This window comes from Bacillus sp. FJAT-50079, from assembly GCF_018343515.1.
Taxonomy (GTDB): Bacteria; Bacillota; Bacilli; order Bacillales; family Bacillaceae_C; genus Lederbergia.
Map to the genome: position 1 here is coordinate 371915 of NZ_JAGYPD010000006.1, position 22796 is coordinate 394710.

General features: G+C 37.9%; 23 protein-coding genes, 1 pseudogene and 1 riboswitch. Of the genes and pseudogenes, 20 read left to right on the forward strand and 4 right to left on the reverse strand.

What is annotated here, in order from left to right:
• Positions 1-4 precede the first annotated feature (4 nt).
• Together KHA95_RS18025 and KHA95_RS18030 are read left to right on the forward strand one after the other, a co-directional pair.
• Complete coding sequence (locus KHA95_RS18025; protein WP_213138945.1) at positions 5-1129, forward strand: sensor histidine kinase; 1125 nt, start codon at positions 5-7, stop codon at positions 1127-1129.
• Entirely contained in the window at positions 1126-1725 is a 600-nt protein-coding gene (locus tag KHA95_RS18030; protein ID WP_213138946.1) for a response regulator transcription factor, read from the forward strand. The genes KHA95_RS18025 and KHA95_RS18030 overlap by 4 nt, the downstream gene beginning before the upstream one ends.
• Before the next feature lie 37 nt (positions 1726-1762).
• Here the strand turns inward: KHA95_RS18030 and KHA95_RS18035 are convergent, their stop codons facing one another.
• Positions 1763-2062 (reverse strand): hypothetical protein, encoded by a 300-nt coding sequence (locus KHA95_RS18035; protein ID WP_213138947.1) that lies wholly within the window; start codon positions 2060-2062, stop codon positions 1763-1765.
• A gap of 88 nt (positions 2063-2150) precedes the next feature.
• Here KHA95_RS18035 and KHA95_RS18040 point away from each other — a divergent pair, with 88 nt between their 5' ends.
• The 3 genes from KHA95_RS18040 (at position 2151) to metC (ending at position 5126) form a co-directional block, all read left to right on the forward strand.
• Positions 2151-2420, forward strand: coding sequence for a DUF1292 domain-containing protein (locus KHA95_RS18040; RefSeq protein ID WP_213138948.1), 270 nt, complete (start codon positions 2151-2153; stop codon positions 2418-2420).
• Positions 2421-2612: 192 nt separating this feature from the next.
• Positions 2613-2720, forward strand: a riboswitch (SAM riboswitch).
• Between the two features lie 107 nt (positions 2721-2827).
• Positions 2828-3949: a methionine biosynthesis PLP-dependent protein gene (locus tag KHA95_RS18045; protein WP_213138949.1), complete on the forward strand. Its 1122-nt coding sequence runs from the start codon at positions 2828-2830 to the stop codon at positions 3947-3949.
• Positions 3942-5126, forward strand: coding sequence for a cystathionine beta-lyase (metC, locus tag KHA95_RS18050; RefSeq protein ID WP_213138950.1), 1185 nt, complete (start codon positions 3942-3944; stop codon positions 5124-5126). The genes KHA95_RS18045 and metC overlap by 8 nt, the downstream gene beginning before the upstream one ends.
• Before the next feature lie 47 nt (positions 5127-5173).
• Here the strand turns inward: metC and serC are convergent, their stop codons facing one another.
• Entirely contained in the window at positions 5174-6271 is a 1098-nt protein-coding gene (gene serC, locus KHA95_RS18055; protein WP_481748459.1) for a 3-phosphoserine/phosphohydroxythreonine transaminase, read from the reverse strand.
• A 174-nt stretch (positions 6272-6445) separates the two neighbouring features.
• On the opposite strand from serC, the gene KHA95_RS18060 reads away from it, so the two are divergent.
• The 9 genes from KHA95_RS18060 to KHA95_RS18100 all read left to right on the forward strand — a co-directional run bounded on the left by KHA95_RS18060 (position 6446) and on the right by KHA95_RS18100 (position 16565).
• Positions 6446-7210: a hypothetical protein gene (locus KHA95_RS18060; protein ID WP_213138952.1), complete on the forward strand. Its 765-nt coding sequence runs from the start codon at positions 6446-6448 to the stop codon at positions 7208-7210.
• A 527-nt stretch (positions 7211-7737) separates the two neighbouring features.
• Positions 7738-8715 carry a ring-cleaving dioxygenase gene (locus KHA95_RS18065; RefSeq protein ID WP_213138953.1) on the forward strand — a complete coding sequence of 326 codons (978 nt, stop codon included), beginning with the start codon at positions 7738-7740 and terminating at the stop codon, positions 8713-8715.
• A 983-nt stretch (positions 8716-9698) separates the two neighbouring features.
• Positions 9699-10502, forward strand: a complete 804-nt coding sequence (gene mutM, locus KHA95_RS18070) for a bifunctional DNA-formamidopyrimidine glycosylase/DNA-(apurinic or apyrimidinic site) lyase (RefSeq protein ID WP_213138954.1) — start codon at positions 9699-9701, stop codon at positions 10500-10502.
• 16 nt (positions 10503-10518) lie between these two features.
• On the forward strand, positions 10519-11367 hold the full coding sequence (locus KHA95_RS18075; protein WP_249317044.1) for a deoxyribonuclease IV: 849 nt from the start codon (positions 10519-10521) through the stop codon (positions 11365-11367).
• A 253-nt stretch (positions 11368-11620) separates the two neighbouring features.
• Positions 11621-12496 (forward strand): MurR/RpiR family transcriptional regulator, encoded by an 876-nt coding sequence (locus tag KHA95_RS18080; RefSeq protein WP_213138955.1) that lies wholly within the window; start codon positions 11621-11623, stop codon positions 12494-12496.
• A gap of 37 nt (positions 12497-12533) precedes the next feature.
• Entirely contained in the window at positions 12534-13082 is a 549-nt protein-coding gene (locus tag KHA95_RS18085; protein ID WP_213138956.1) for a GNAT family N-acetyltransferase, read from the forward strand.
• A gap of 11 nt (positions 13083-13093) precedes the next feature.
• Complete coding sequence (locus KHA95_RS18090) at positions 13094-13747, forward strand: HAD family hydrolase (RefSeq protein WP_213138957.1); 654 nt, start codon at positions 13094-13096, stop codon at positions 13745-13747.
• A gap of 502 nt (positions 13748-14249) precedes the next feature.
• Positions 14250-14963, forward strand: coding sequence for an N-acetylmannosamine-6-phosphate 2-epimerase (locus tag KHA95_RS18095; protein WP_213138958.1), 714 nt, complete (start codon positions 14250-14252; stop codon positions 14961-14963).
• Positions 14964-14966: 3 nt separating this feature from the next.
• Positions 14967-16565 (forward strand): PTS transporter subunit EIIC, encoded by a 1599-nt coding sequence (locus KHA95_RS18100; protein ID WP_213138959.1) that lies wholly within the window; start codon positions 14967-14969, stop codon positions 16563-16565.
• Positions 16566-16874: 309 nt separating this feature from the next.
• Here KHA95_RS18100 and KHA95_RS18105 read toward each other — a convergent pair whose 3' ends face one another.
• On the reverse strand, positions 16875-17717 hold the full coding sequence (locus KHA95_RS18105) for a hypothetical protein (protein ID WP_213138960.1): 843 nt from the start codon (positions 17715-17717) through the stop codon (positions 16875-16877).
• Positions 17718-17908: 191 nt separating this feature from the next.
• Between KHA95_RS18105 and KHA95_RS18110 the strand changes: the two genes are divergently transcribed.
• From KHA95_RS18110 to KHA95_RS23210, 4 genes are all read left to right on the forward strand, one after another.
• Complete coding sequence (locus KHA95_RS18110) at positions 17909-18418, forward strand: ferritin (RefSeq protein WP_213138961.1); 510 nt, start codon at positions 17909-17911, stop codon at positions 18416-18418.
• 172 nt (positions 18419-18590) lie between these two features.
• The gene (locus KHA95_RS22990) at positions 18591-18680 is read left to right on the forward strand and encodes a putative holin-like toxin (protein ID WP_249317045.1); all 90 of its coding nucleotides are present in this window, start codon (positions 18591-18593) and stop codon (positions 18678-18680) included.
• 293 nt (positions 18681-18973) lie between these two features.
• Positions 18974-19627, forward strand: coding sequence for a DUF5052 family protein (locus KHA95_RS18115; protein ID WP_249317047.1), 654 nt, complete (start codon positions 18974-18976; stop codon positions 19625-19627).
• Positions 19628-19986: 359 nt separating this feature from the next.
• Complete coding sequence (locus tag KHA95_RS23210) at positions 19987-20115, forward strand: hypothetical protein (RefSeq protein ID WP_283248184.1); 129 nt, start codon at positions 19987-19989, stop codon at positions 20113-20115.
• On the opposite strand, the gene KHA95_RS18120 is transcribed toward KHA95_RS23210, so the two are convergent.
• Positions 20102-20524: a MarR family winged helix-turn-helix transcriptional regulator gene (locus KHA95_RS18120; RefSeq protein ID WP_213138962.1), complete on the reverse strand. Its 423-nt coding sequence runs from the start codon at positions 20522-20524 to the stop codon at positions 20102-20104. The two genes, KHA95_RS23210 and KHA95_RS18120, sit on opposite strands and share 14 nt — an antisense overlap.
• A 333-nt stretch (positions 20525-20857) precedes the next feature.
• Here KHA95_RS18120 and KHA95_RS18125 point away from each other — a divergent pair, with 333 nt between their 5' ends.
• Complete coding sequence (locus KHA95_RS18125; protein ID WP_249317048.1) at positions 20858-22066, forward strand: MFS transporter; 1209 nt, start codon at positions 20858-20860, stop codon at positions 22064-22066.
• A gap of 141 nt (positions 22067-22207) precedes the next feature.
• Positions 22208-22720 (forward strand): annotated as a pseudogene (locus KHA95_RS23290) (DUF6886 family protein).
• Positions 22721-22796 lie beyond the last annotated feature (76 nt).

A 22796-nucleotide genomic window follows, 5' to 3' on the forward strand; every position in this document is an offset into this window, starting at 1 on the left:
TGGTATGAAAAGAAAGTTGATAAAATCGTTAAAAAGTTCAGGGATTTCTCCATATATATGGACGGTTTTCAGTATTTTGCCGTTTTATTTTATATTTCAATCGTCTAGCACAGTTGAAATTATTACGGGATTGATCCTAACCATCCTCTTTTTTATCGCCTATCGATTTGCGTTTATTTCTACGAGATGGCCGATTTATGTGTGGACGAGTATTTTAATTGCCATCTCTATTACGATGACCATTCTCTTCCAATACGTCTATTTTGCCTTCTATATTGCCTATTACAACGGGAATATTAAAAATCGAATCGCATTTTTAACCCTTTATATTATTCATCTTGTGTTTACAACTGTTTCGATTAATTACATTATCATTATTGAAAAAGCCTTCATTTTAAAGCATTTACCTTTTGTAATTATCGTTTGGATAAGTGTCATTTTGCTACCGTTTAACCTTTATAATCGCAAAAAACAAGACCAGCTTGAAGAACAATTGGAAGATGCCAATATGAAAATTGCAGAATTAGTGAAGCAAGAAGAGCGGCAAAGGATTGCTCGTGATTTGCACGATACGCTTGGGCAGAAACTTTCACTAATCGGCTTAAAAAGTGATTTAGCCAGGAAATTAGTGTATAAAGACCCTGAGCAAGCGCGTTCTGAAATCAAAGATGTGCAGCAAACAGCTAGAACAGCGTTAAATGAAGTAAGAACAATGGTTTCGCAAATGCGCGGGATCAGAATTAAAGAAGAAATTGTCCGTGTGAAACAAATTTTAAAAGCAGCGGGAATTGAATTTAGCGGAGGGGAACTAGTCAGATTATCCAACGTATCTTTATTTCTCGAAAATATATTAAGTTTATGCATGAAAGAAGCGGTTACGAATGTCGTAAAACATAGCCAAGCTACTTCCTGTTTTATTTCGATCGAGCAGTCAACGACAGATATCCGTATCACTGTGAAGGATAATGGTGTCGGAATAAGTGCAGATCATGAATTTTCCAACGGACATGGATTAAAGGGAATAAGGGAACGACTCGAATTTGTGAATGGAAGCCTAGAGATGATTTCAAACGAAGGAACAACCATCATCATGAAAGTTCCGAGTGTTGTAAAGGAGGAATCTCAATGATTCGAATTGTGATTGCTGAAGATCAGCAAATGATGTTAGGTGCTCTAGGATCATTGCTCAATTTAGAAGAGGATATGGAAGTTGTCGGACAAGCGAACAATGGGGAAGAAGCCATTGCCCTTGTGGAAAAATATGAGCCTGATATTTGTATTATGGATATTGAAATGCCCGAAAAGAGCGGACTTGAGGCAGCAGAAGAGTTAAAAACAAAAGATTGCAAGGTCATTATTTTAACGACGTTTGCGAGATCGGGTTATTTTCAAAGAGCGATTAAAGCAGGGGTAAGTGGCTATTTACTCAAGGACAGCCCAAGTGACGAGTTAGCTAGTACGATTCGGAGTGTGATGACAGGCAGACGCATTTATGCACCTGAATTGATGGATGATATGTACAGTGAAGAAAATCCGCTTACGAACCGAGAAAAGGTCGTACTCGAACTTGTCGCTGACGGGAAAACAACGAAAGAAATTGCTAATCAACTTAGCATTAAAGTGGGAACAGTCCGCAATTATATTTCACAAATACTCGATAAGCTTGAAGTGACGAACCGAATCGAGGCGATTACCCAATCGAAGAAAAAGGGATGGTTTAAATAAGCATGAACGTATACAAATAGACGTTCATGCTATTTTTTTATGATAACTTTTGATTGATCAGTTCACTTACAATAAAAGCCAAATCATCATTGCCAAATAACGATAGAACGTTAAGTAATGTGTTATTGGCAATTTCTCCCGCTTCCTCTTTTGGCACTGTTAAGGCAATCGCTTCTTGTAAAGCTTGATTTGATGCTTGTTGAGGATAAGCTTGCAAGTATAGATCCTCAGGGTCTAAATCATGATTCACACACCATTGGGCGAATACGAGAATCATCATTTTCTCCTCATTTTGGTAGTTTGCAATGATTTTATTTTCTATATTTTTTTGATTCATGTTTATTTTTCCTCCAATAGTGTATGTTTAAGTATGATATTGGATATGTTAGGCTAATATCAGTATACATGTGAGAGGAGAAAATATCATGGAAAAGGTCGAAGTTGGAGAGGTTTTTACAATTGTAGATGAGAATGATGAGGAGCATGAAGTAGAGGTATTAGCATCATTAACTTTAGACGGAACCGAATATATGGCGGTTGGTTTCGTAGAGGATATCCAGCAAATATCAGAAGAGGATTTTGATATTTTCTTCATGAAGGTTGATTCAGATGGTGATTTATCTGCGATTGAAAGCGATGAAGAATTTGATAAGGTTTCAGCCGCTTTCGAAGAATCGCTTGATGAGGAAGAGTGAATGATTCAAAGAAAATTTCAAAATTTGCTTGACGATTTTAAATTGTATGCCTATAATACAAATAATCTATTGACCGAAATGAACGAAATAATTAATTGTACCGACCGGACATCCGGAGATACTCGCTTTAAAAAAGCTGTATTTCCGGGTGTTTTTTGTTCATTGTGCATAGATACAATTAAATCATTTTTAATCTTATCAAGAGAGGTCAAGGGACTGGTCCGATGACGCCTCAGCAACCACCGTATGTACGGAAAGGTGCTACATCCAGCAAGTTGGCAACAACTTGAAAGATAAGAAGAACTCCTACTGCTATATAATGGTGGGCCTTCTTCTTGTCGAAGAGGGCTCTTTTTATTGTAAAATCAGCCCTCTCAAAAACAAGAAAAAAGGGGGAAGCTTTGCAAATGACTTTTCACAAAGAAACCGTGCTTGCTCAAATTGGTAATCAAAAACATGAATATGTTGGTGCGATCAATACGCCAATTTATTTATCGACCGCCTTCCGACATGAGGATATTGGACAGAACAAGGGCTACGATTATATTAGAACTGGAAACCCAACCCGCGCTGTTCTCGAAGAAACAATTGCAAAATTAGAAAAGGGTGATCGTGGATTCGCATGCAGCTCAGGGATGAGCGCCATCCAATTAGTGTTCTCATTATTTGAGTCTGGTGATCATATTATCGCCTCTCGCGATCTATATGGTGGCTCGTACCGATATTTTGAATGGCTGAAGCAAAAATATCAGATTACATATACATATTGGGATGAAAGAACAGATCGTGACATCGAGCAATTGATTCAAAAAACTACAAAAGCGATCTTCATTGAGACACCGACCAATCCTTTAATGAATGAAACGGATGTAAAAAAGATAGCGAACATCTCAAACAGCCATCAGTTACTACTGATCGTCGATAATACTTTTTACACTCCGTATATTCAAAGGCCAATTGAATTGGGAGCAGACATCGTCATTCATAGTGCAACGAAGTATTTAGGGGGTCATAATGATCTGCTTGCTGGGCTCGTTGTTTCAAAGGATAAAGAAATAAGTAAGAGATTATTCCAAATTCATAATGCAGTCGGTGCTGTTTTAGCTCCATTCGATTGTTGGCTTTTAATTAGGGGAATGAAGACTCTTGCCTTACGGATGAGGCAGCAGGAGGAGAATGCGCTCAAAATAAAAAAATATTTGGAAGTAAGCTCTTTCGTTACGGATGTTTATTATCCGGGAAGGGGCGGAATGATCAGCTTTAAAATCAAAAAAGAAGAGTGGGTATCGCCGTTATTAAAAGCGATCCAACTATTTACGTTTGCCGAAAGCTTGGGAGGTATAGAAAGTTTTATTACGTATCCAGTTACACAAACGCACGCTGATATCCCCGAAGCAATTCGAAAACGGTATGGGCTTTGCAATCGGCTTTTGCGAATATCCGTTGGCATCGAGCATGCGGCTGATTTAATTGCAGATTTAGAACATGCTTTTCAGTGCTGTCAAAGGGAGGCGGTCAATAATGGATAGACTTCACTCTTTACAAACAAAGATCATTCATTATTCAACAAAAATAGATGAGGATACAGGTTCAGTTAATGTTCCACTCTATTTATCATCTACGTTCCATCAATTTGACTTTGATCAATATGGAAAATATGATTACAGCCGATCACAGAATCCGACACGAGAAGTGTTGGAAGAAGCAATTGCAAAACTTGAAAATGGCAAATGCGGATTTGCCTTTTCATCTGGGATGGCAGCTATTTCAACAGCATTTTTAATATTATCACAGCATGATCATGTATTAATTTCACGCGATGTGTATGGTGGAACATATCGAATCGTAACCCAAGTGTTAACACGCTTTGGGATTGATTATAGTTTTGTTGATACAACTGATCTTGACCAAGTAGCTAAAGCCATCCAGCCAAATACAAAAGTCATTTACATCGAAACGCCTTCAAATCCAACGTTAAACATTACGGATATTGCCGCGATTGCCAAATTGGCAAAAGCAAATGGCTGTCTGACTTTTGTAGATAATACATTTATGACACCTGCTTTACAGCGGCCTTTGGAACTTGGTGCTGATCTTGTCCTGCATAGTGCAACTAAATTTTTAGCGGGGCATAGTGATGTAACAGCCGGGCTTGCCGTTGCAAAAACAGCTGAACTTGGAAAGAAAATTGGATTTTTGCAAAATACCGTTGGTGGAATTCTAGGAGTTTATGATTCATGGCTTTTATTAAGAGGAATCAAAACGTTATATGTACGCATGAATGAATCGTCAAGATCTGCCTTGAAAATTTCTACTTATTTACGTGGGCGAGAAGAGGTAGAGCAAGTCTATTATCCTGGTTTAGCGGAACATCCAGGTGCAGAAATTCATCGCTATCAATCATCATCACCAGGAGCGGTTCTTTCCTTCTGTCTCCATAGCGAGCATGAAGCTCGGCAACTTGTAAATCATTTGGAGCTGCCTCTCTTTGCAGTCAGTCTAGGGGCGGTCGAATCCATCTTATCTTATCCAGCTAAAATGTCACATGCCGCCATGCCGAAGGTAGAAAGGGAAAGACGGGGGATTACAGATGGTTTGCTTCGATTATCAGTTGGTTTGGAAAATCCAGATGATCTCATCAATGACTTGGAACAAGCATTTGCAAAAATGAAACAATCATCTCGTTCTATTTTAAAAGGAGTTTGATCAACAACAATAAGAAAACCGGGCCGCTTTTTGCCCGGTTTTTCTTATTAGCTATGTTTATTTTGGAACTGCTTCATAAACTCACTTAATGCTTTACATGCTTCATATGGAACGGCATTGTATGTTGATGCACGGCAGCCTCCAACAGAGCGATGACCATTTAAGCCAACAAAGCCTTCATTTTTAGCTTCCGCTAAAAATTTCTTTTCCAGCTCTTCATCAGCAAGACGGAACGTAATATTCATCAGTGAACGACTTTCCGCTTCTGCATGACCAGCGAAAAAGCCATTGCTTTGATCGATCACATCGTAAATTAGTTTCGCCTTTTCAATATTATTCTCTTCGATCGCAGCAAGCCCACCTGATTGCTCGATCCAGCGTAACACTTCACCAAGCATATAAATCCCGAATGTTGGTGGGGTATTATAAAGTGAATTCGCTTTTACATGTGTTTGATAGTTTAACATCGTTGGAATATTCGGATTTGCTTTCTCCAATAAGTCTTTGCGGATGATTACTAATGTCACACCGGAAGGTCCAAGATTTTTTTGTGCTCCGGCATAAATCATTCCGAACTTACTCACATCAATCGCTTTAGACATAATATCGCTAGACATATCGCCAATTAGTGGAACATCTCCGGTATCAGGGAAGTCATTCCACTGTGTGCCATAAATTGTGTTATTGGATGTTAAGTGAACATAGGCATCATCGCTATTAAAGTTTAGTTCATTCAATCCCGGTATACGGCGATATTGCTCTTCTTTTGTAGATGCGATTTCATATGGTTCACCAAATAACTTCGCTTCAGCAATTGCTTTTTCTGCCCAAACACCGGTCATGATGTATCCGGCTTTTTGCCCCGGCTGTAAAAAGTTTATTGGAATCGCTGAGAACTGAAGACTTGCTCCACCTTGAAGAAAAAGCACTTCATAATCATTAGAAATGGAAAATAGTTTTCTCAAGCGAGAAATCGCTTCATTATGTACATTCTCATAAGCCGGGCTTCTATGGCTTAATTCCATAATCGACATTCCTGTTCCTTTAAAGTTTACAAGCTCCTGTTGAGCTTTTTCAAGGACGGTTAATGGAAGTGCAGAAGGTCCAGCGTTAAAATTGTAAGCACGTTGATCATTTTGTTTCACAATACTCATTCCCATCTTTCGAAAGTATTTATAAATTATACACCATTCCCTTTAAATTTACCTTATTATTTACGCAATCTTCGTATGAAAGAAAAAATTAATTCATAAAGGCGTCAATAAAGGAAATGTTGAATGGTATAATCGATGCGAGATCAAAGTAGAAAGGGGAATTTCATGACTGAAAAACAAAAGCAGATTACGACATATATGATAAATAAACTTGGAGGAGCAGGCTTTTCATTTTGTATCTTTCTTATGTTTATCTTATTCTCCTCGAATTTTGATCTGTATGAGTTCTCCGAAGCGATCAAACATCCCCTTTTTTGGGCCGCCTTTTTTGTGTATGGTATCGTCTGCTCGATACTTATCGATATACTCGTATCGAAATTACCGAGTAATCCGAAATACATAAAAGCTTTCTTGCATGTCTTAGCAGGATTTATTATTTTTCTAGCATTTGGCATCAATATCTTGATGATAATAGCAGGAGCAATCGGTGGATTCGCAGCCATCTTATTTTATTTTGGGACATATATATCAGCAAGATCAAAAATAGTAACATCTATTTTTGCATTTCTCATTCCGATCATAGCTTTCATCATTATTCAATTTGATTTCACCGTGAAAACAAATTGGAAGGAAGAAAAGGGAACCCATTCTTACGAGGCAAGTTTTGATTATTTTAATGGGGAGCATCGCATCCCAATCCGAATGCAGGAAGGAGAAAAAGTAATGGTTTCTCTCCATATTCATAATTTTAATGGGGGAGGTCATGGATATCATGTACGGAATGCAAAGGGTAAACTCGTAGGGATGGAGCGAAGTGAAGAGGATGAACTCATTTTTCGTGCGGCTGATTCAGGAATATATGAAGTCGTCATCAAAGGCCATGCATTACAAGGACAGATAGATGCAACATGGCAGGTTGAGGATAGATAGGAATATAGTCATGTTTTTCAAATAAACACAAAGGAACGTGTGTTCTATTTCGCGAGATGATATAATGGTAGAAGCAATAGATTTGATGCTCTCAAGGGTGGTCGGCACATCCCCAAGTGAGAGGGGGTGAGGCTGTTGACAGTTTTTCAAGCATGCATGTTTGCGATTTCCTTTGCAAGCTTAATCATTGCTGTCCTGTCATTTAACAATAAAAAATAATCCACCCTTGAGTTTGGACGCTCGAGTGGATTACTTTCCCAAAGAGTGCCGACCCTAGATGGGAGTCGACTATTGCTTGACCGCTTCGATGCGTGAACATCGGAGCGGTTTTTTTATGTTACGATTAGTATACATCAAAAGAGTTGAATTGGAAAATGAAAAAAGGATTAACTTTTGTATGGTTGACAGCTAATGTCCATCATGATATATTTATCTTGAATTAAGAATAAGTTGATTCAAGATAATTTCTATGATTTATCAAAATGGCTATAATAAACGAAAATGGAAATTAATCAGGAGGCTTTTAAATGAACGAATTAAAAGGACTGCATCACGTAACGGCGATAACTAGTAGTGCGGAAAAAAACTATGAATTTTTCACCTATGTTTTAGGGATGCGCCTCGTTAAAAAAACAGTAAACCAAGACGATATTCAAACATATCATTTGTTTTTTGCAGACGATGAAGGAAATGCTGGAACCGATATGACGTTTTTTGATTTTCCAGGCATTCCTAAAGGAGTACATGGAACAAATGAAATTTACAAAACGTCATTTCGGGTACCTAGTGATATAGCATTGGATTACTGGGTGAAACGCTTTGAGCGATTGGATGTACAACATAGTGGAATCAAAGAACAATTTGGCAAAAAAACACTTTCTTTCGTTGATTTTGATGATCAACACTATCAGCTCATTTCAGATGAAAACAATCAAGGGGTTGCTTCCGGTATTCCTTGGCAAAAAGGACCGATCCCATTGGAATTTGCGATTACAGGATTAGGACCAATCTTTGTCCGTATTGCTGATTTTCACTATTTTAAAGAAATGTTGGAAAAAGTTTTATTATGTAAGGAAATCGGACAAGAAGGACCGTTTTATTTATTTGAAATGGGAGAAGGGGGAAATGGAGCACAAATCGTTGTCGAGCATAATACTGTTTTACCACCAAGCCGCCAAGGCTACGGCACAGTGCATCACGCAGCCTTTCGCGTTGATGATCGTTCAGTTCTTGATGAATGGACGAATCATATAGAAGGTTTTGGTTTCCAAACATCCGGTTTTGTTGATCGCTTCTTTTTCGGTTCTCTATATGCGAGAGTTGCCCCACAAATTCTATTTGAATTTGCGACAGATGGTCCCGGATTTATGGGGGACGAACCGTATGAAACACTTGGAGAAAAATTATCGCTCCCGCCATTTTTAGAACCAAAACGTGAGCAAATTGAAAAAATGGTGCGACCAATTGATACAGTAAGAAGTACAAAGGAATTTGTAAAAGAATAAAGGCGAAACGGGGCTGTCTAGAAGGTAATACTAATTTTTGTGTAAACATCATGCGCTCGAATGACCTTATTGGTGATTTTTAATCGGCAAGGGTAAATCGAACATGTTTCGAATGCCCCTATCGGATGGGTTTAATCGGCAAGGGTAAATCGAACATGTTTCGAATGCCCCTACCGGGTGGGTTTAATCGGCAAGGGTAAATCGAACATGTTTCGAATGCCCCTATCGGATGGGTTTAATCGGCAAGGGTAAATCGAACATGTTTCGAATGCCCTACCGGGTGGGTTTAATCGGCAAGGGTAAATGGAACGCGTATCGAATGCCCCTACCGGGTGGGTTTAATCGGCAAGGGTAAATCGAACATGTTTCGAATGCCCCTATCGGATGGGTTTAATCGGCAAGGGTAAATCGAGCGTGTATCGAATGCCCCTATCGGGTGGGTTTAATCGATGAGGGTAAATCGAACATGTATCGAATGCCCCTATCGGATGGGTTTAATCGGCAAGGGTAAATCGAACATGTTTCGAATGCCCCTATCGGATGGGTTTAATCGGCAAGGGTAAATCGAACATGTATCGAATGCCCCTATCGGATGGGTTTAATCGGCGAGGGTAAATGGGACGCGTATCGAATGCCCCTATCGGATGGGTTTAATCGATGAGGGTCAATCGAACATGTTTCGAATGCCCCTATCGGATGGGTTTAATCGATGAGGGTAAATCGAGCGTGTATCGATTTACCTTATTGGTGATTTTTTACTGGCAAGGGTCAATCGGATGAAGTTCGATTGACCAAAATGTCGTAAATATGTGATCAGAAGGAAATGGATAAACTACCTGTGCATAAGGGGCTGCCCAGAGGTCAAACTTTTATTGACTTCTAGGACGCCCCGTTTTTTTGTCTACCGTAAATACCTAACCTGTAATGATTTTATCTTAATCGAGGAATAATAAGCACATCGCTGTAAAAATGGAGGTTGTATCATGCCAGAATTACCGGAAATGGAGACATATAAATCTGCTCTGCAGCAAATGCTCGTTGGACACCCGATAACCAATGTGACAATTAATCGCGCGAAATCAATCAATGAGCAAGCCGATGATTTTATCAATCATGTAAAAAGCCAGACGATTAAAGCGATCGATAGAAGGGCTAAATATTTAATCTTTCATCTGCAAAACGGGTCCTGTTTACTGCTGCATTTGATGCTTGGCGGCTGGATGTTTTATGGAGCGGCAGCGGACAAACCCAATCGTACCGTGCAAGTACAACTTACTTTCGGGAAACATCATCTTTATTTTATCGGACTGCGACTTGGCTATTTGCATCTTTTATCGCCAGACAAGTTACATAAAGAATTTCAAGATATCGGTCCAGAGCCGCTTGCTGAGAATTTTACAATCGACGCCTTTTTCGAAACAATGAAACATAAAAGGGGAGGAATTAAAACAACGCTTATTAACCAGTCCGTTCTTGCTGGTATTGGCAATCGCTATTCAGATGAAATTCTATGGCAAGCACAATTGCTTCCACTTAGAAAAATGAGTGATTTAAACGAAGCTGAGCATGTTCGCCTTTATGAATCGATTCGCTTTATTTTACAGCGGGGCATCGAAAAGGGGGGATATATGGATGAACCTCTTTTCAAAGACGATCATCATACAGGTAAATATGATATGTATGTTCATGATCGTGAGGGAAAGGCATGTAAGCGATGTGGACATCCGATAATAAAAATCGATATTGCTACACGGAAAACGTATTATTGCCAAGCTTGTCAGCATTAGACATAGGATGAGGAGAATGGATATGAAATTCGGTGGTCATCTTTCCATAAAAGACGGATATTTTGGCGCTGCCAAACGAGCACTCGCAATAAATGCTGCTGCTTTTCAATATTTCCCTAAAAATCCGAAAAGCTTGGTAATGAAGGCGTTTAATAAAGAGGATGCACGCAAATGCAAGGAATTTTGTGAAGCAAACAAACTGATCTCTGTTAGCCATTCCCCTTATCCAACGACATTGACTCCTTTGACCAAAAAAAGAAGAAACGAAGTAATTGCTTCTTTATTAAACGATTTAGAGATCGCTGAAGCATGTGGCTCAATTGGTGTTGTCGTTCATTTTGGCAAACAGATTAGTCGAACAAATCCGCTTGCAAGCTATCAACTCATCATCGAGATGTTGAATGAAATTCTTCAAAGTTGGAGTGGAGAAGCGAAAATATTGTTAGAAAATAATGCCGGATTACCAGGATCGATCGGAACAACATTAGAAGAGCTCACACAAGTACGTAAATTATGTTCATATCCTGAAAAAATTGGATTTTGCTTTGATACCTGTCATGCATTTTCCTCAGGGGTATGGGATGGGGAAAATTGGAAAATTCTACTTGAAAAAGGGCTGAAGCTCGGCTATTTTGCTGAATTAAAATTGGTTCATTTGAATAATTCTAAATACGAAACGCGCTCTGGAAAGGATCGGCATGCTCCGATTTTTGGCCATGGATATATAAGAGAAGGACAATTTGATCATATTATGAAAACAAGTCAGCTGATTGACATCCCGTTTATTTTGGAAACACCGAAAGAAGAGATCCCTCGAGAAGAGGAAATCAATCAACTGCTAACAAGGTGGGGCGGACAGAAGTGAAACATCGCAAATACCCGTATTTATTAAATAGATGAAACGTACAAAGGTTCTATTCGTAATCGAACTTATACTTATTCAATCACTTGAATCCAAAACAATGGATCAAGTTCTAGTGAAGAAAAGGAGAAAAAAACCGATTTTATTTTAAAAAATGGTGGAAATATTCTTTTAGGCTGTTATAATCAAAATATCAATTGAGTTTTCTCCCAATAGACAAAAGCGAGATCATACAGCGAAAGGAGAAAGAGTCATTATGGATACATCGAATGAATTTCATGATCAAGTTCAATTGGTTACGAAAATATCAAGTCATTTTAATGCGTTAACGAAGGCAGAAAAAAAAGTGGCCGATTATGTACTAGCGAATATGGAATTAACGATTTATATGACCGTAACCGAGTTGGCAGAACATATCGGTGTCGGAGAAACAACGGTTTTACGTTTTTGCAGAAAGATAGGATTTAAAGGTTACCAATCATTTAAAATGGCAATTACGAAAGAAGTAGCAACATTGCCTCACGATGTGTTTGATGAATCAGATGCAGGCGAATTGGATGAAACGCAATATATTATCCAAAAAACGATGACAAATAATATCCAGGCATTAAAAGAAACAGCGAGTTTAATTGATGTTCAGGAACTTGAAAAAGCGATTCAATTTATCCTAGCACATAAAAGAGTTGTTTTTTATGGAGTAGGTGTATCGGGGAATACTGCGATCGATGCTAGAAATAAAATGATGAGAATTGGTGTCATTACGGAAATGTTTATCGATTCCCATATTCAAGCGATGTCGGCAGCAACATTAACCGATGAAGATGTGGCGATCGGCATTTCGGTGACGGGAAGTACGAAAGATACGGTCGATGCTTTAAAAATTGCAAAAGAAAATGGGGCGAAAATTGTATCGATTACCCAATTCACACGCTCACCTATAACAAAAATATCTGATGTTGTTTTACTAACTGGCGGGAGGGAAACCGCACTTCAAGGGGGATCGATGTCAGCAAAGATTGCCCAATTATTTGTGATTGATATGTTATGCAATGGTGTTGCTAGCCGATTAAAAGACAAGGCACTAAAATATAAAGAAGTGACAGCGAATGCAGTAGCGGAAAAAGCATATTAAAATATTGATTGATGTTTAGAATAGGGAGATGGTTTTAATGAAAAGAATTTCTGTTAAAATGGTGCGTAAAAACTTATTAGACATTCCCCAATTTTCACTTCCAGAAGGATTTACCATTCGTCTATTTAGAAAAGGTGACGAACATCATTGGGCTAGAATTGAAACAAGTGTCGATGAATTTATAAATGAAGAAGCAGCATTGGAACGCTTCAATAAAGAATTTGGACCATACATTGATGAAATGACTTCACGCTGCCTATTTATTGAAAATGAGCATGGAGAACCGATTGCAACGACAACGGCATGGTATGGAGATGTAAATGGAGATGGTGAAATAGCAGGTAGAATCCACTGGGTAGGCGTCGTTCCAGAATATCAAGGAAGAAAGCTATCAAAACCATTGCTTAGTGCCGCGATGAACATTTTGGCAGATCATCATTCAAAAGCTTATCTTACATCGCAGACGACGAGCTATCAGGCGATCAACATGTACATAAATTATGGGTTTGAACCAGATCTTACGCTCCCCAATAGTCAGGAAGCATGGAGTTTATTAGAAGATGTTTTAAACCGGTCGATACTTTAAGGAGGAAGATCATGATTAAAGCAGTCATCTTTGATTTCGATGGGTTAATTTTAGATACGGAGACGGCATGGTACCACTCATTTAAAGAGGTGTTACAATCACAGTTTCAATTTGATTTACCACTTGAAGAGTTTGTAAAATGTGTTGGTTCAAATGATACCTTGTTGTTTTCATATTTAAAAGAAGTCATTGGAGAAGAGTTGGACGCGGATCAAATTCGAAAAAGTGCGGGGATACTGCATGAAAAACTTGTACAGGAAGCGGAAGCTCGCGAAGGCGTCGCCGAATATTTAAGAGACGCCAAAAATGCGGGCATAACGATTGCCTTAGCAACGAGCTCGACAAGGGAATGGGCGACGACTCATTTGACGAATTTACACTTACTTAGCTATTTTGACCACTTAATTACAAGAGATGATGTAAAGCACGTCAAACCAGCGCCAGATTTATTTTTAAAAACACTTGAGGTGCTTGAAATAGAGCCAAATGAGGCGGTCGTTTTTGAAGATTCTCTGAATGGATTGCTTGCCGCGATTGAAGCAAAGATTCCCACGGTTATCATACCGAATCCGGTGACGAAGTCGCTACCATTTGAACAGTATCATTTAAAAATAAACTCCATGGCAGATATGAGCTTACATGAGATCATCGAATCATTAAGTTAGTTGAATAGCAAGTGGAGGATGTGCGATGTGGAACAGTGGCATAGTCAGATCATGGCAACGCCACTGTGACCTATGCCATGTACGGGTCAATGGCCGATATGTACTTATCGGCTGAAGTCAAAAAGGAAGTAACCGATTATTCATTTGTCGGAATGGTTATAATAATATTCAAGCCGTAAAAGTGACAATTTCTATAATTAGCTAGAGACAGCATAATTATCAAGCACCGGCTAATAAAGGATTCTAAGCAGTTGCAGAAACGTATCCAACTTTCATTTGTCTCAATCGTTGATAACTTGATCCGACTGTAAAGGGATCTTTTTATAAAATAAAAAGGAGAAAAAAACCACCTTTTATTTATAATAAGGGGAAAATATTCATCTTGAAGTAGTAATAAATGAAGGGAGTGATGCTACATATTTTTAATATAACCAATTATTTGATGCTAATTGCATCGCGGTAGATATCATTTAACAAATTACAAAAAAGGTAGTGAACTTCTATGAGAAAAGATGATATTTTACAAGCTGTCAAAGGTGGGTTAATTGTCTCATGTCAAGCTTTAGAGGATGAACCGCTTCACAGTTCTTTTATTATGGGGCGCATGGCTTATGCCGCATTGGAAGGAGGGGCTGTTGGAATTAGATCTAATAGTCCAGCTGACATAAAGGAAATCAAAAAAACAGTAAATTTACCTGTGATTGGTTTATTGAAAAAAAACTACGGTGATAATCCTGTTTTTATTACTCCAACTTTAAAAGAAATTAAAGAGGTGTATGAAGCGGGTGCAGATATTGTTGCATTCGATGCCACAGATAGAAAAAGACCCGATGATATGCCGTTAGAGGAACTTGTGAAAAAGGCTAAAGAGCTATTTCCAAACATTATTCTAATGGGGGATATATCTAAATTTAGTGAAGGGGTCGAATGTGAAAGATTAGGTGTTGATATGGTTGGAAGTACTCTTGCTGGCTATACAGAAGAAACTAAACATCGTTCTCTTCCCGATTTTGATTTATTAAAGGAACTAACTACATCGCTTACCATTCCTGTAATAGCTGAGGGGCATATTTGGTCACCCGAAGAGCTTCAAAAGGCGTATGAACAAGGTATACACACGGCAGTAGTTGGAAGCGCAATTACGAGACCGCGTGAAATAACAAAACGATTTGTCGCAGCTATACAGACAAAGTCGATTGAGGAAATGGAGGAATAAAAAATGTTTGAAAAACTTCAACGTTTAGGTAAAGCTTTTATGATTCCAATTGCCGTTTTGCCTATTGCTGGGTTATTGCTCGGTATTGGTGCAGCATTTACTAATCCTGTAATGGTTGAAACCTACGGGTTAACAAATATTTTAGGGGATGGCACATTTTTATACTATGTTTTAAGCACGATGTCTGCGATAGGAAGTATTGTTTTTAGCAACCTTCCGCTTATCTTTGCTGTCGGTATTGCTTCAGGATTAGCATTGCAAGAAAAAGGAGCGGCTGGGTTATCTGCTGCGATTGCATTTCTTGTAATGCACGTAATTATAAGTACGATTTTAGGATTTTTAGGTCACACTCCAGAAACGACGTCAGTAGACTATTTCTTAACAAAAGGACTAGATTCAGTAGAAGCAGCAAAACAAGCAAACGTTTTTGGGTATGAACTTGGGATTTTTACGGTTAAAATTGGTGTGCTTGGTGGAATTATTGTTGGTTTACTTGTCGCCTTTTTAGCAAATAAGTATTATGATAAAAGGCTTCCAGATGCATTATCCTTCTTTTCCGGCGTAAGATTTATTCCAATTATTTCAGTGTTGTCAATCAGTGTAATTGGAGCGATTATTCCATTTATTTGGCCATATATTCATATCGGAATTTCAACTTTTTCCGAGTTCTTTGGTCGAACAGGGCCAATAGGAATATTTTTCTACGGATCATTAATGCGCCTGTTAAACATTTTCGGCCTTCACCATGCTATTTATCCTCTCTTCTGGTATACATCACTTGGTGGGGAAATGGAGGTAGCCGGAAAATTAGTACAAGGTGGTCAAGCGATTTTCTTTGCTCAGCTTGCTGATCCGGCGGTCACAAAATTTTCGGCAGAAGCAACAAAGTATTTTACAGGCGGATACTTGCCAATGATGTTTGGTCTTCCAGCTGCGGCACTTGCCATGTATAAAACAGCGGAAAATAAAAATAAAAAAGTGGTTGGTGGATTACTGTTTTCTGCTGCATTAACCTCATTTTTAACCGGGATTACAGAGCCGATAGAGTTTACATTCTTATTCGTAGCGCCAATTCTTTATGTAATTCATGCTATATTAGAAGGAATATCTTATGCTGTATTATATGCGCTTGATGTCTCAGTAGGAGTAACCTTCTCTAGAGGTATTATCGATTTTACTTTATTTGGATTATTGCAAGGAAATGCAAAAACGAATTATATTTGGATTTTAATTTTGGGTCTTCCAACTGCAATTATTTATTATTACACATTTAAAATACTTATTTTAAAGATGAATCTTAAAACACCAGGTCGTGGGGAAGACGCTGAAAATAAGTTATATACTAAAAAAGATGCTCTTTTAAAAGAAATTGATATAGAGGAAGTAATAAGTGCATTGGGTGGAAGAGAAAACTTAACTGATGTTGATGCGTGTATTACTAGATTAAGGGTTACTGTAAAGGATATCGACAAAGTTGCTTCTGATTCAGTTTGGAAAGATGAATTAAAAGCAAAAGGTGTCTTCAAAAAAGGGAAGGGTGTCCAAGTGATATACGGAGCGCTTGCTGAAGTGTTAAAAAATGAAATTAATAAAATTAAATAATTTAAATGAAAGCCTGGAATGACCGCACTGGTCTTTTCAGGCTTTTATTTTTAATATGAAAATAAGAGGGACGAAAATTATCAATTCTACCTGCTATCGCACTTACATTTTCCCGTGCAGCATGTGGAATTTGAGGGTATCGTTTATGCCGTCTAGATGCAAAGAATTGTTAAGGGCTTAGTGTTCTAGTGTCAAATAATCCGTCAAGGTCAGAAGATATTGTACAATTAATTTTAACTGCGGAAACACACAAGGTTAAGATTGATGTCTAAGTTAGCTCTCTTCATTAGTGAGATCAGGCGATTTGTTTTAATTCAATAAAATATATTTTTCAGCTTGCAATGGATAGACGCCAATCGTATAATGCCATTCCCAAAAAAATTCATTTGTCTTTTTCCCGATGATTCCGTCCAATAAAATATTTGGTGCGATCTTTTTTACAGGGAAATCTATAATCTGATAGGTTTGTCCAGAATCGATATCATCAATGGTTAAAATATAATCGCTCATATTACTCACTTTAAATATGCCTGTAACCGCTTCTTGATAATTTTGGAAATTATCGTTTAATCGATCGATTGCTTCGATTGGATCCCAACTGTTATGATGGATGTTTGGAAATAGATGTAAATAAAGGGAGTTTAAAAGTCTTTCGCATACGGTAAGAATGGGGATGGAGTCTTTTGCGAGTTGATCGACGATATTATATGAAGAATTTCCCGAACGTTGATCAAGCCAGTAGGAGAATTTTTTTAGGTGGAAAAGAAAAGTAGTCGTATCTTTTTGTTTTGTAGAAATTTTCATATGTTGAGGGTAAAAGGCGTAAATTAGTTCTTCCCAAAAGGCGAAGTGGCAATCTTTCCAAGAGCTGGGGGTCTGATCTTCTAAGTAATCAGTAAGGTAGGCGGAGAAAATACGAAGAAATTCATTTACATTTTTACTGGTTATGTTCTTATGTTTGTAGGCGAGTAAATCATCACCGTAAAATTCCAAGAGAGCGCGATATCGCATTTGAAATTGAGAACCTAACTTCACTTTTTCGATGAGTTCCTTATGTTCATCTGGATGTTCAAACTTCTTCATACGAACATTGACTTCAATTGGTGAATCTGGTGATTGTCCACTAAAAGCAGACCATCTGTGATTTGACATTCAATAACCTCCTTATCTTTTGTCAGAATAGATAGAAAAATGGAAAACCTATGATGATTATATCAAATAAAAAATCGATGTAAAGAGGAAAAGAATAATAATCTATGATTCAACATTATGCTTCGAACGTGCCAATTCATGTTGAATCGTGTAAAATAAAAGAAAATGAGTGTAAGAAGGGGAGGATTTTTTTGCTTAGTCCACTAATTGCAAAGGCGTTAAATCGACAAATGAACATTGAATTTGAAGCTGCCCAATCATATATGGCCATGGCTGCTTATTGTGAACATACTAATTATAGCGGGTTTGCGCATTATTACCTTCAACAAGCTGATGAAGAGCGGTTCCATGGCATGAAAATATACCAATATTTGAATGACCGTGGGGTGCACGCAGAATTTACTGGAGCGAGCGCACCAAAAATCAATTACGATTCCATTTTAGATACTTTTGAAACAGCACTACAACAAGAGAAATCAGTAACTAAAAACATATACGAATTGACTGACTTGGCTTGGGAGGAAAAAGAACATGCAACGATTTCATTTTTGCGTTGGTTTCTTGATGAACAAGTAGAAGAAGAAGCTACATTTGATAAACATATCGAATATTTAAAACGAATCGGCGAAGACATGAATTCATTGTATATGTATGAAAAAGAACTAGGTCAACGATCCTTCAGCTCTGACACTGAAGCTTAAGACATGCTCGTTACTAAAAGCGTCTTCCAATAGGAAGGGGCTTTTTTAGCTGAAAGGATTTGTTATCACTATAAAAGAAACGTGTGTTCTGTTCGAGGTAATGTTATAATAAAAGAAGCAATAGAATAGATTTCTCAAGGGTGGTCGGCACATCCCCGGGTGAAAGGGGGTGATGCTGTTGACAGTTTTTCAAGCATTGATGTTTGCAATTGCCTTCGCAAGCTTAATCGTTGCTGTCCTGTCATTTAACCATAAAAAATAATCCACCCTTGAGTTTCACCGCTCTGATGGATTATTTCTCACTCTGAGTGCTGACCCCCGTAAAGGGAATCTGCTATTGCTTTGCCGTTTCGATGGTCCAACATCGGAACGGTTTTTTTATTATATGATTATTTATTTTTAGTATACCTCAAAATGGATGAAAATGAAACCATCGAAATCCTCTCATCAGAAACAAGGTGTCTTGTTAAACAAAATTAGAAATAAAAGAAACCTTTCGTTATGTTCAATCGTAATTAAAACATAGCATCTATGATTGGGTGGATGAAGTAAGTATTGAAACAAAATCGTCGTGAGGAAAGAGTTGGTTATATGAAAAACAAATATTTAACATGTATGATGATGGGAATTGCACTTAGTATACTCCTTCTTTCAGGATGTAATTTCTTTAATCACGAAATTGGAAAAATGAAAGAAGCGTTAAAAGGTCGAGAAGCAATCATTCAAACATATGATGAAGAGAGCAATGTGATCGATCGAATCGAAGGAAAGTCAATTAGTATCGGTTCTGAAGATAAATTTGCGGAAAAAGATGGGGAAGGGAACACAACGAAGAAATCTTCCGTGCTTAGCCTTACGATTGGTGGCGAATCCGTTGTTCACGTTGGCAGTAGCTTAATTTTATATGAAAAAGATTTGACGAACGTATTTGAGGAATATGCTAAAACAGTCGACGTGCAAAACATGGACCGATCAATTCCTTTTGTCAATAGAATGGTTAATGATATGAAAAATATTACGACCGGCAAAAGCAAAGTCATTTTGATTCGCTCCCAATCGGGGAAACCATTAGCAACATTCGTCGGTGATAATGTCTCGTATTTCGCAACTGATATTGATAAATCAACGGGAATATTAATTGATGGGAAGTATCTATTTATCTATCGCTGTGATTACACGATTTATGACGCTAGTTTGCTACAATCATAAAAAAACGAAAACAAAGGGAACCTTTGCTAAATTAATGGTTCCCTTGTTTTATTGAATTTTTCTTATTTTTCCGCATCTAACGCATTCATCCGTATAATAATTAAACTTATGTTTTTTCAAAAATAGACAAAGTAAAGCTTTTAATTTCATTTGGCTGGGCTCCTTAACATATCTTTCTCTCATCAAGCCTATCAAATGAAAGTTATCAGGAGATTACAAGCGAGTTACGAAACAGAATCGTTTAGATGTCTGTTATATTAAATCACAGTGAAATTTTGGATAGTAAGGAGTCCATCGCAAAATCAACCTGAATTGCATCTTTTTCCGAAATGAAAAAATGAAAGTGAGAGAAATAATTGTTGGCACTGCATGCAGAACAGAAAGGGAATTACTTTGCAGTCACCGAAAAAGTAAAAAGAACACCGTCTTTAATTTGGACGGTGTTCTTTGATGCATTTAAAGAAGAAATGGCAATCAATTGCCTATAAACGTATGATTAAACTTTTTCAATAGTTGACCAAAATTCTCACATTCCTCATCAGACCATTCATGCAGTAATTTAGTTAATTTATCCAATCGAGCTTCTTTGTATTTACTCCATTCCAGTGTTCCTAAATCGGTAATCCGATAGAAGTAGGATCTGCCATCTTGTGGGTCAGGGATCTTCTCCACATATCCTTTTTGTTCCAACGCCGATGTTTGTCTGCTGACTGTCGAGATATCTAATTGCAATTTATTAGCCAACGTTTTCACCCCCAAGGGACCTTCCGCAAATAGTTTATGTAGTAAAAGATAGGCGGACCTATCTAGCTTCCCTATATTAGATGTAACCGATTTGAGGTGGCGAACTAAGACCGCCATCTCTAGCTCAATTATTTCTAACGAATGTTTATTCATTTTCTTACCACCTTATCTTTATATATGAATGATAATAACCTATTGTGAATGACTGTCAATTACTTTCTAGCCTAGCATAAGCGACTAATTGCATTATACAATTATATGGTTGCATTATACAACTATTTAGTTGTATAATAATATAGTTGTAACATACAACTATGTAGAAAGTAATGTAAATAATTTATAAAAGAAGAGGGGAATGTAATCAAGAGATTAACGCATTACGTCTAGTGCAGGAAAACGGAAAAGATATGGATCGGGATGATGAGATTCATTTTATACGCATATATAAGTAAACGAAAAGTCTAATTTTGAATGGGAGTTAATTTTATGATTGATACAACGAATAAAACATACGAAGAAACAAGTCTTCTTAAACAACCTAAGGCAGTATGGGCCGTTTTCTTCGCCAGTATCATTGCTTTCATGGGCTTAGGTCTCGTGGATCCGATTTTGCCCGCTATTGCTGAGAAACTACATGCTACACATAGTGAAGTAACTTTACTTTTTACGAGCTATAATGCAGTTATGGCGGTGGCAATGCTAATTACTGGCGTCATTTCATCAAGACTTGGGCTTAAATGGACATTATTAGCTGGAATTATCATTATCGCTGTGTTTTCCGCTCTTGGTGGATTATCGAATAATATTTGGACACTTGTTGGTTTACGAGGTGGGTGGGGCTTAGGTAACGCATTATTCGTTGCCACAGCCCTAGCGGCGATCGTGTCTCTTTCAAATAGTGGAACAGCTAAGGCCATTATTTTATATGAAGCGGCAATTGGTCTAGGTATTTCCGTTGGCCCGCTTATTGGCGGCTGGTTGGGTGCCATTTCATGGAGAGGTCCTTTTCTTGGGGTTGCTACATTGATGGTGATTGCTTTTGTCGGTCTTTTAACATTCATGCCACAAACGAATAGAAAGCGATCTACGCAAAGAAAAACATCTTTACTCGATCCATTTCGCGCCTTGCGACATCGTTCTCTACTCGTATTTGGCATTACGGCTGCTTTGTACAATTTTGGTTTTTTTACTCTATTAGCATATGCACCTTTCGTAATGGGTTTAGATGAACACGGGCTGGGATTTGTTTTCCTAGGCTGGGGGATTTTGCTGGCCATTACTTCTGTTTTCATGGCACCTAAATTGCAACAACGATTTGGAACGATTAAATCGATGTGTATCATGCTCGGATTATTTGCTGTATTGTTAGTTCTGATGGGTATTTGGACGTCGACTTCTTGGGTAGTCATTACAGCTGTTATTTTGGCAGGGGCATTATTAGGAAACAACAATACATTAATTACAACCGCCGTGATGAATGCTGCGCCTGTCGAACGGTCTACGGCGTCTGCTGCTTATAGTTTCCTTCGTTTCCTAGGAGGAGCTATTGCACCATTTACAGCTGGAAAGTTAGCGGAAATCTTCAATCCGCAAGTTCCATTCATCGTCGGTGCCATATTTGTGTTCATATCGGTTCTGTATATTTTGCTTAATTACAAACATGTAAACCACGTTGATCGTGTTGAATCACATTAAATAAGGAAGTATAAATATAACCCCCTTAAATATAAACTTTATTAAGAGGGTTGCTATATCATCATATAAAAAGACCATCTATACTGAAATAGATTCCGTTGATAAATGTATAGAGGAGAGAAGGCTGTGCGACTATTTCATGTGAGTGAAGAAAGTAATATCGAAGTATTTCATCCAAGAATACTAAGCCGTACAGATGTTGATCAAACGAAGGGACTTGTTTGGGCCATTAATGAAACATGCTTACCAAACTTTTTTACTCCATGAAACTGCCCACGAGTCTGCTTTCATGTCGGGCCTGACACATTAGAAATAGATAAGCAAATATATTTAACTTCGAAAACTTGTTCTCATGTCGTAATTATTGAGAATAGCTGGTTTGAAAGAATGAAAGATACGAAGCTATATTTATACGAATTCGCTTCCACACATTTTACCCATCTAGATGAAAATGCAGGTTATTATACGAGTGAGATAACCCAAATCCCGATTGCTAAAATAGAAATAGAGGATATATTTGCAGAACTATTTGCGCGTCGCGTGGAATTGCGGATAGTCGATCATTTATGGGACATAAGTGATGTCATTCAAAAGACCACCTTTCATTGGTCTTTATGTAGAATGGGGTTTGCAAAGCCAAGATTGGTGAAATAAGACATTGACACAATTACAAGTACATTCTTCAAAAAATGGGGGAGAGGCATCCTTTCTTCCTATGCTCCTTTCACTA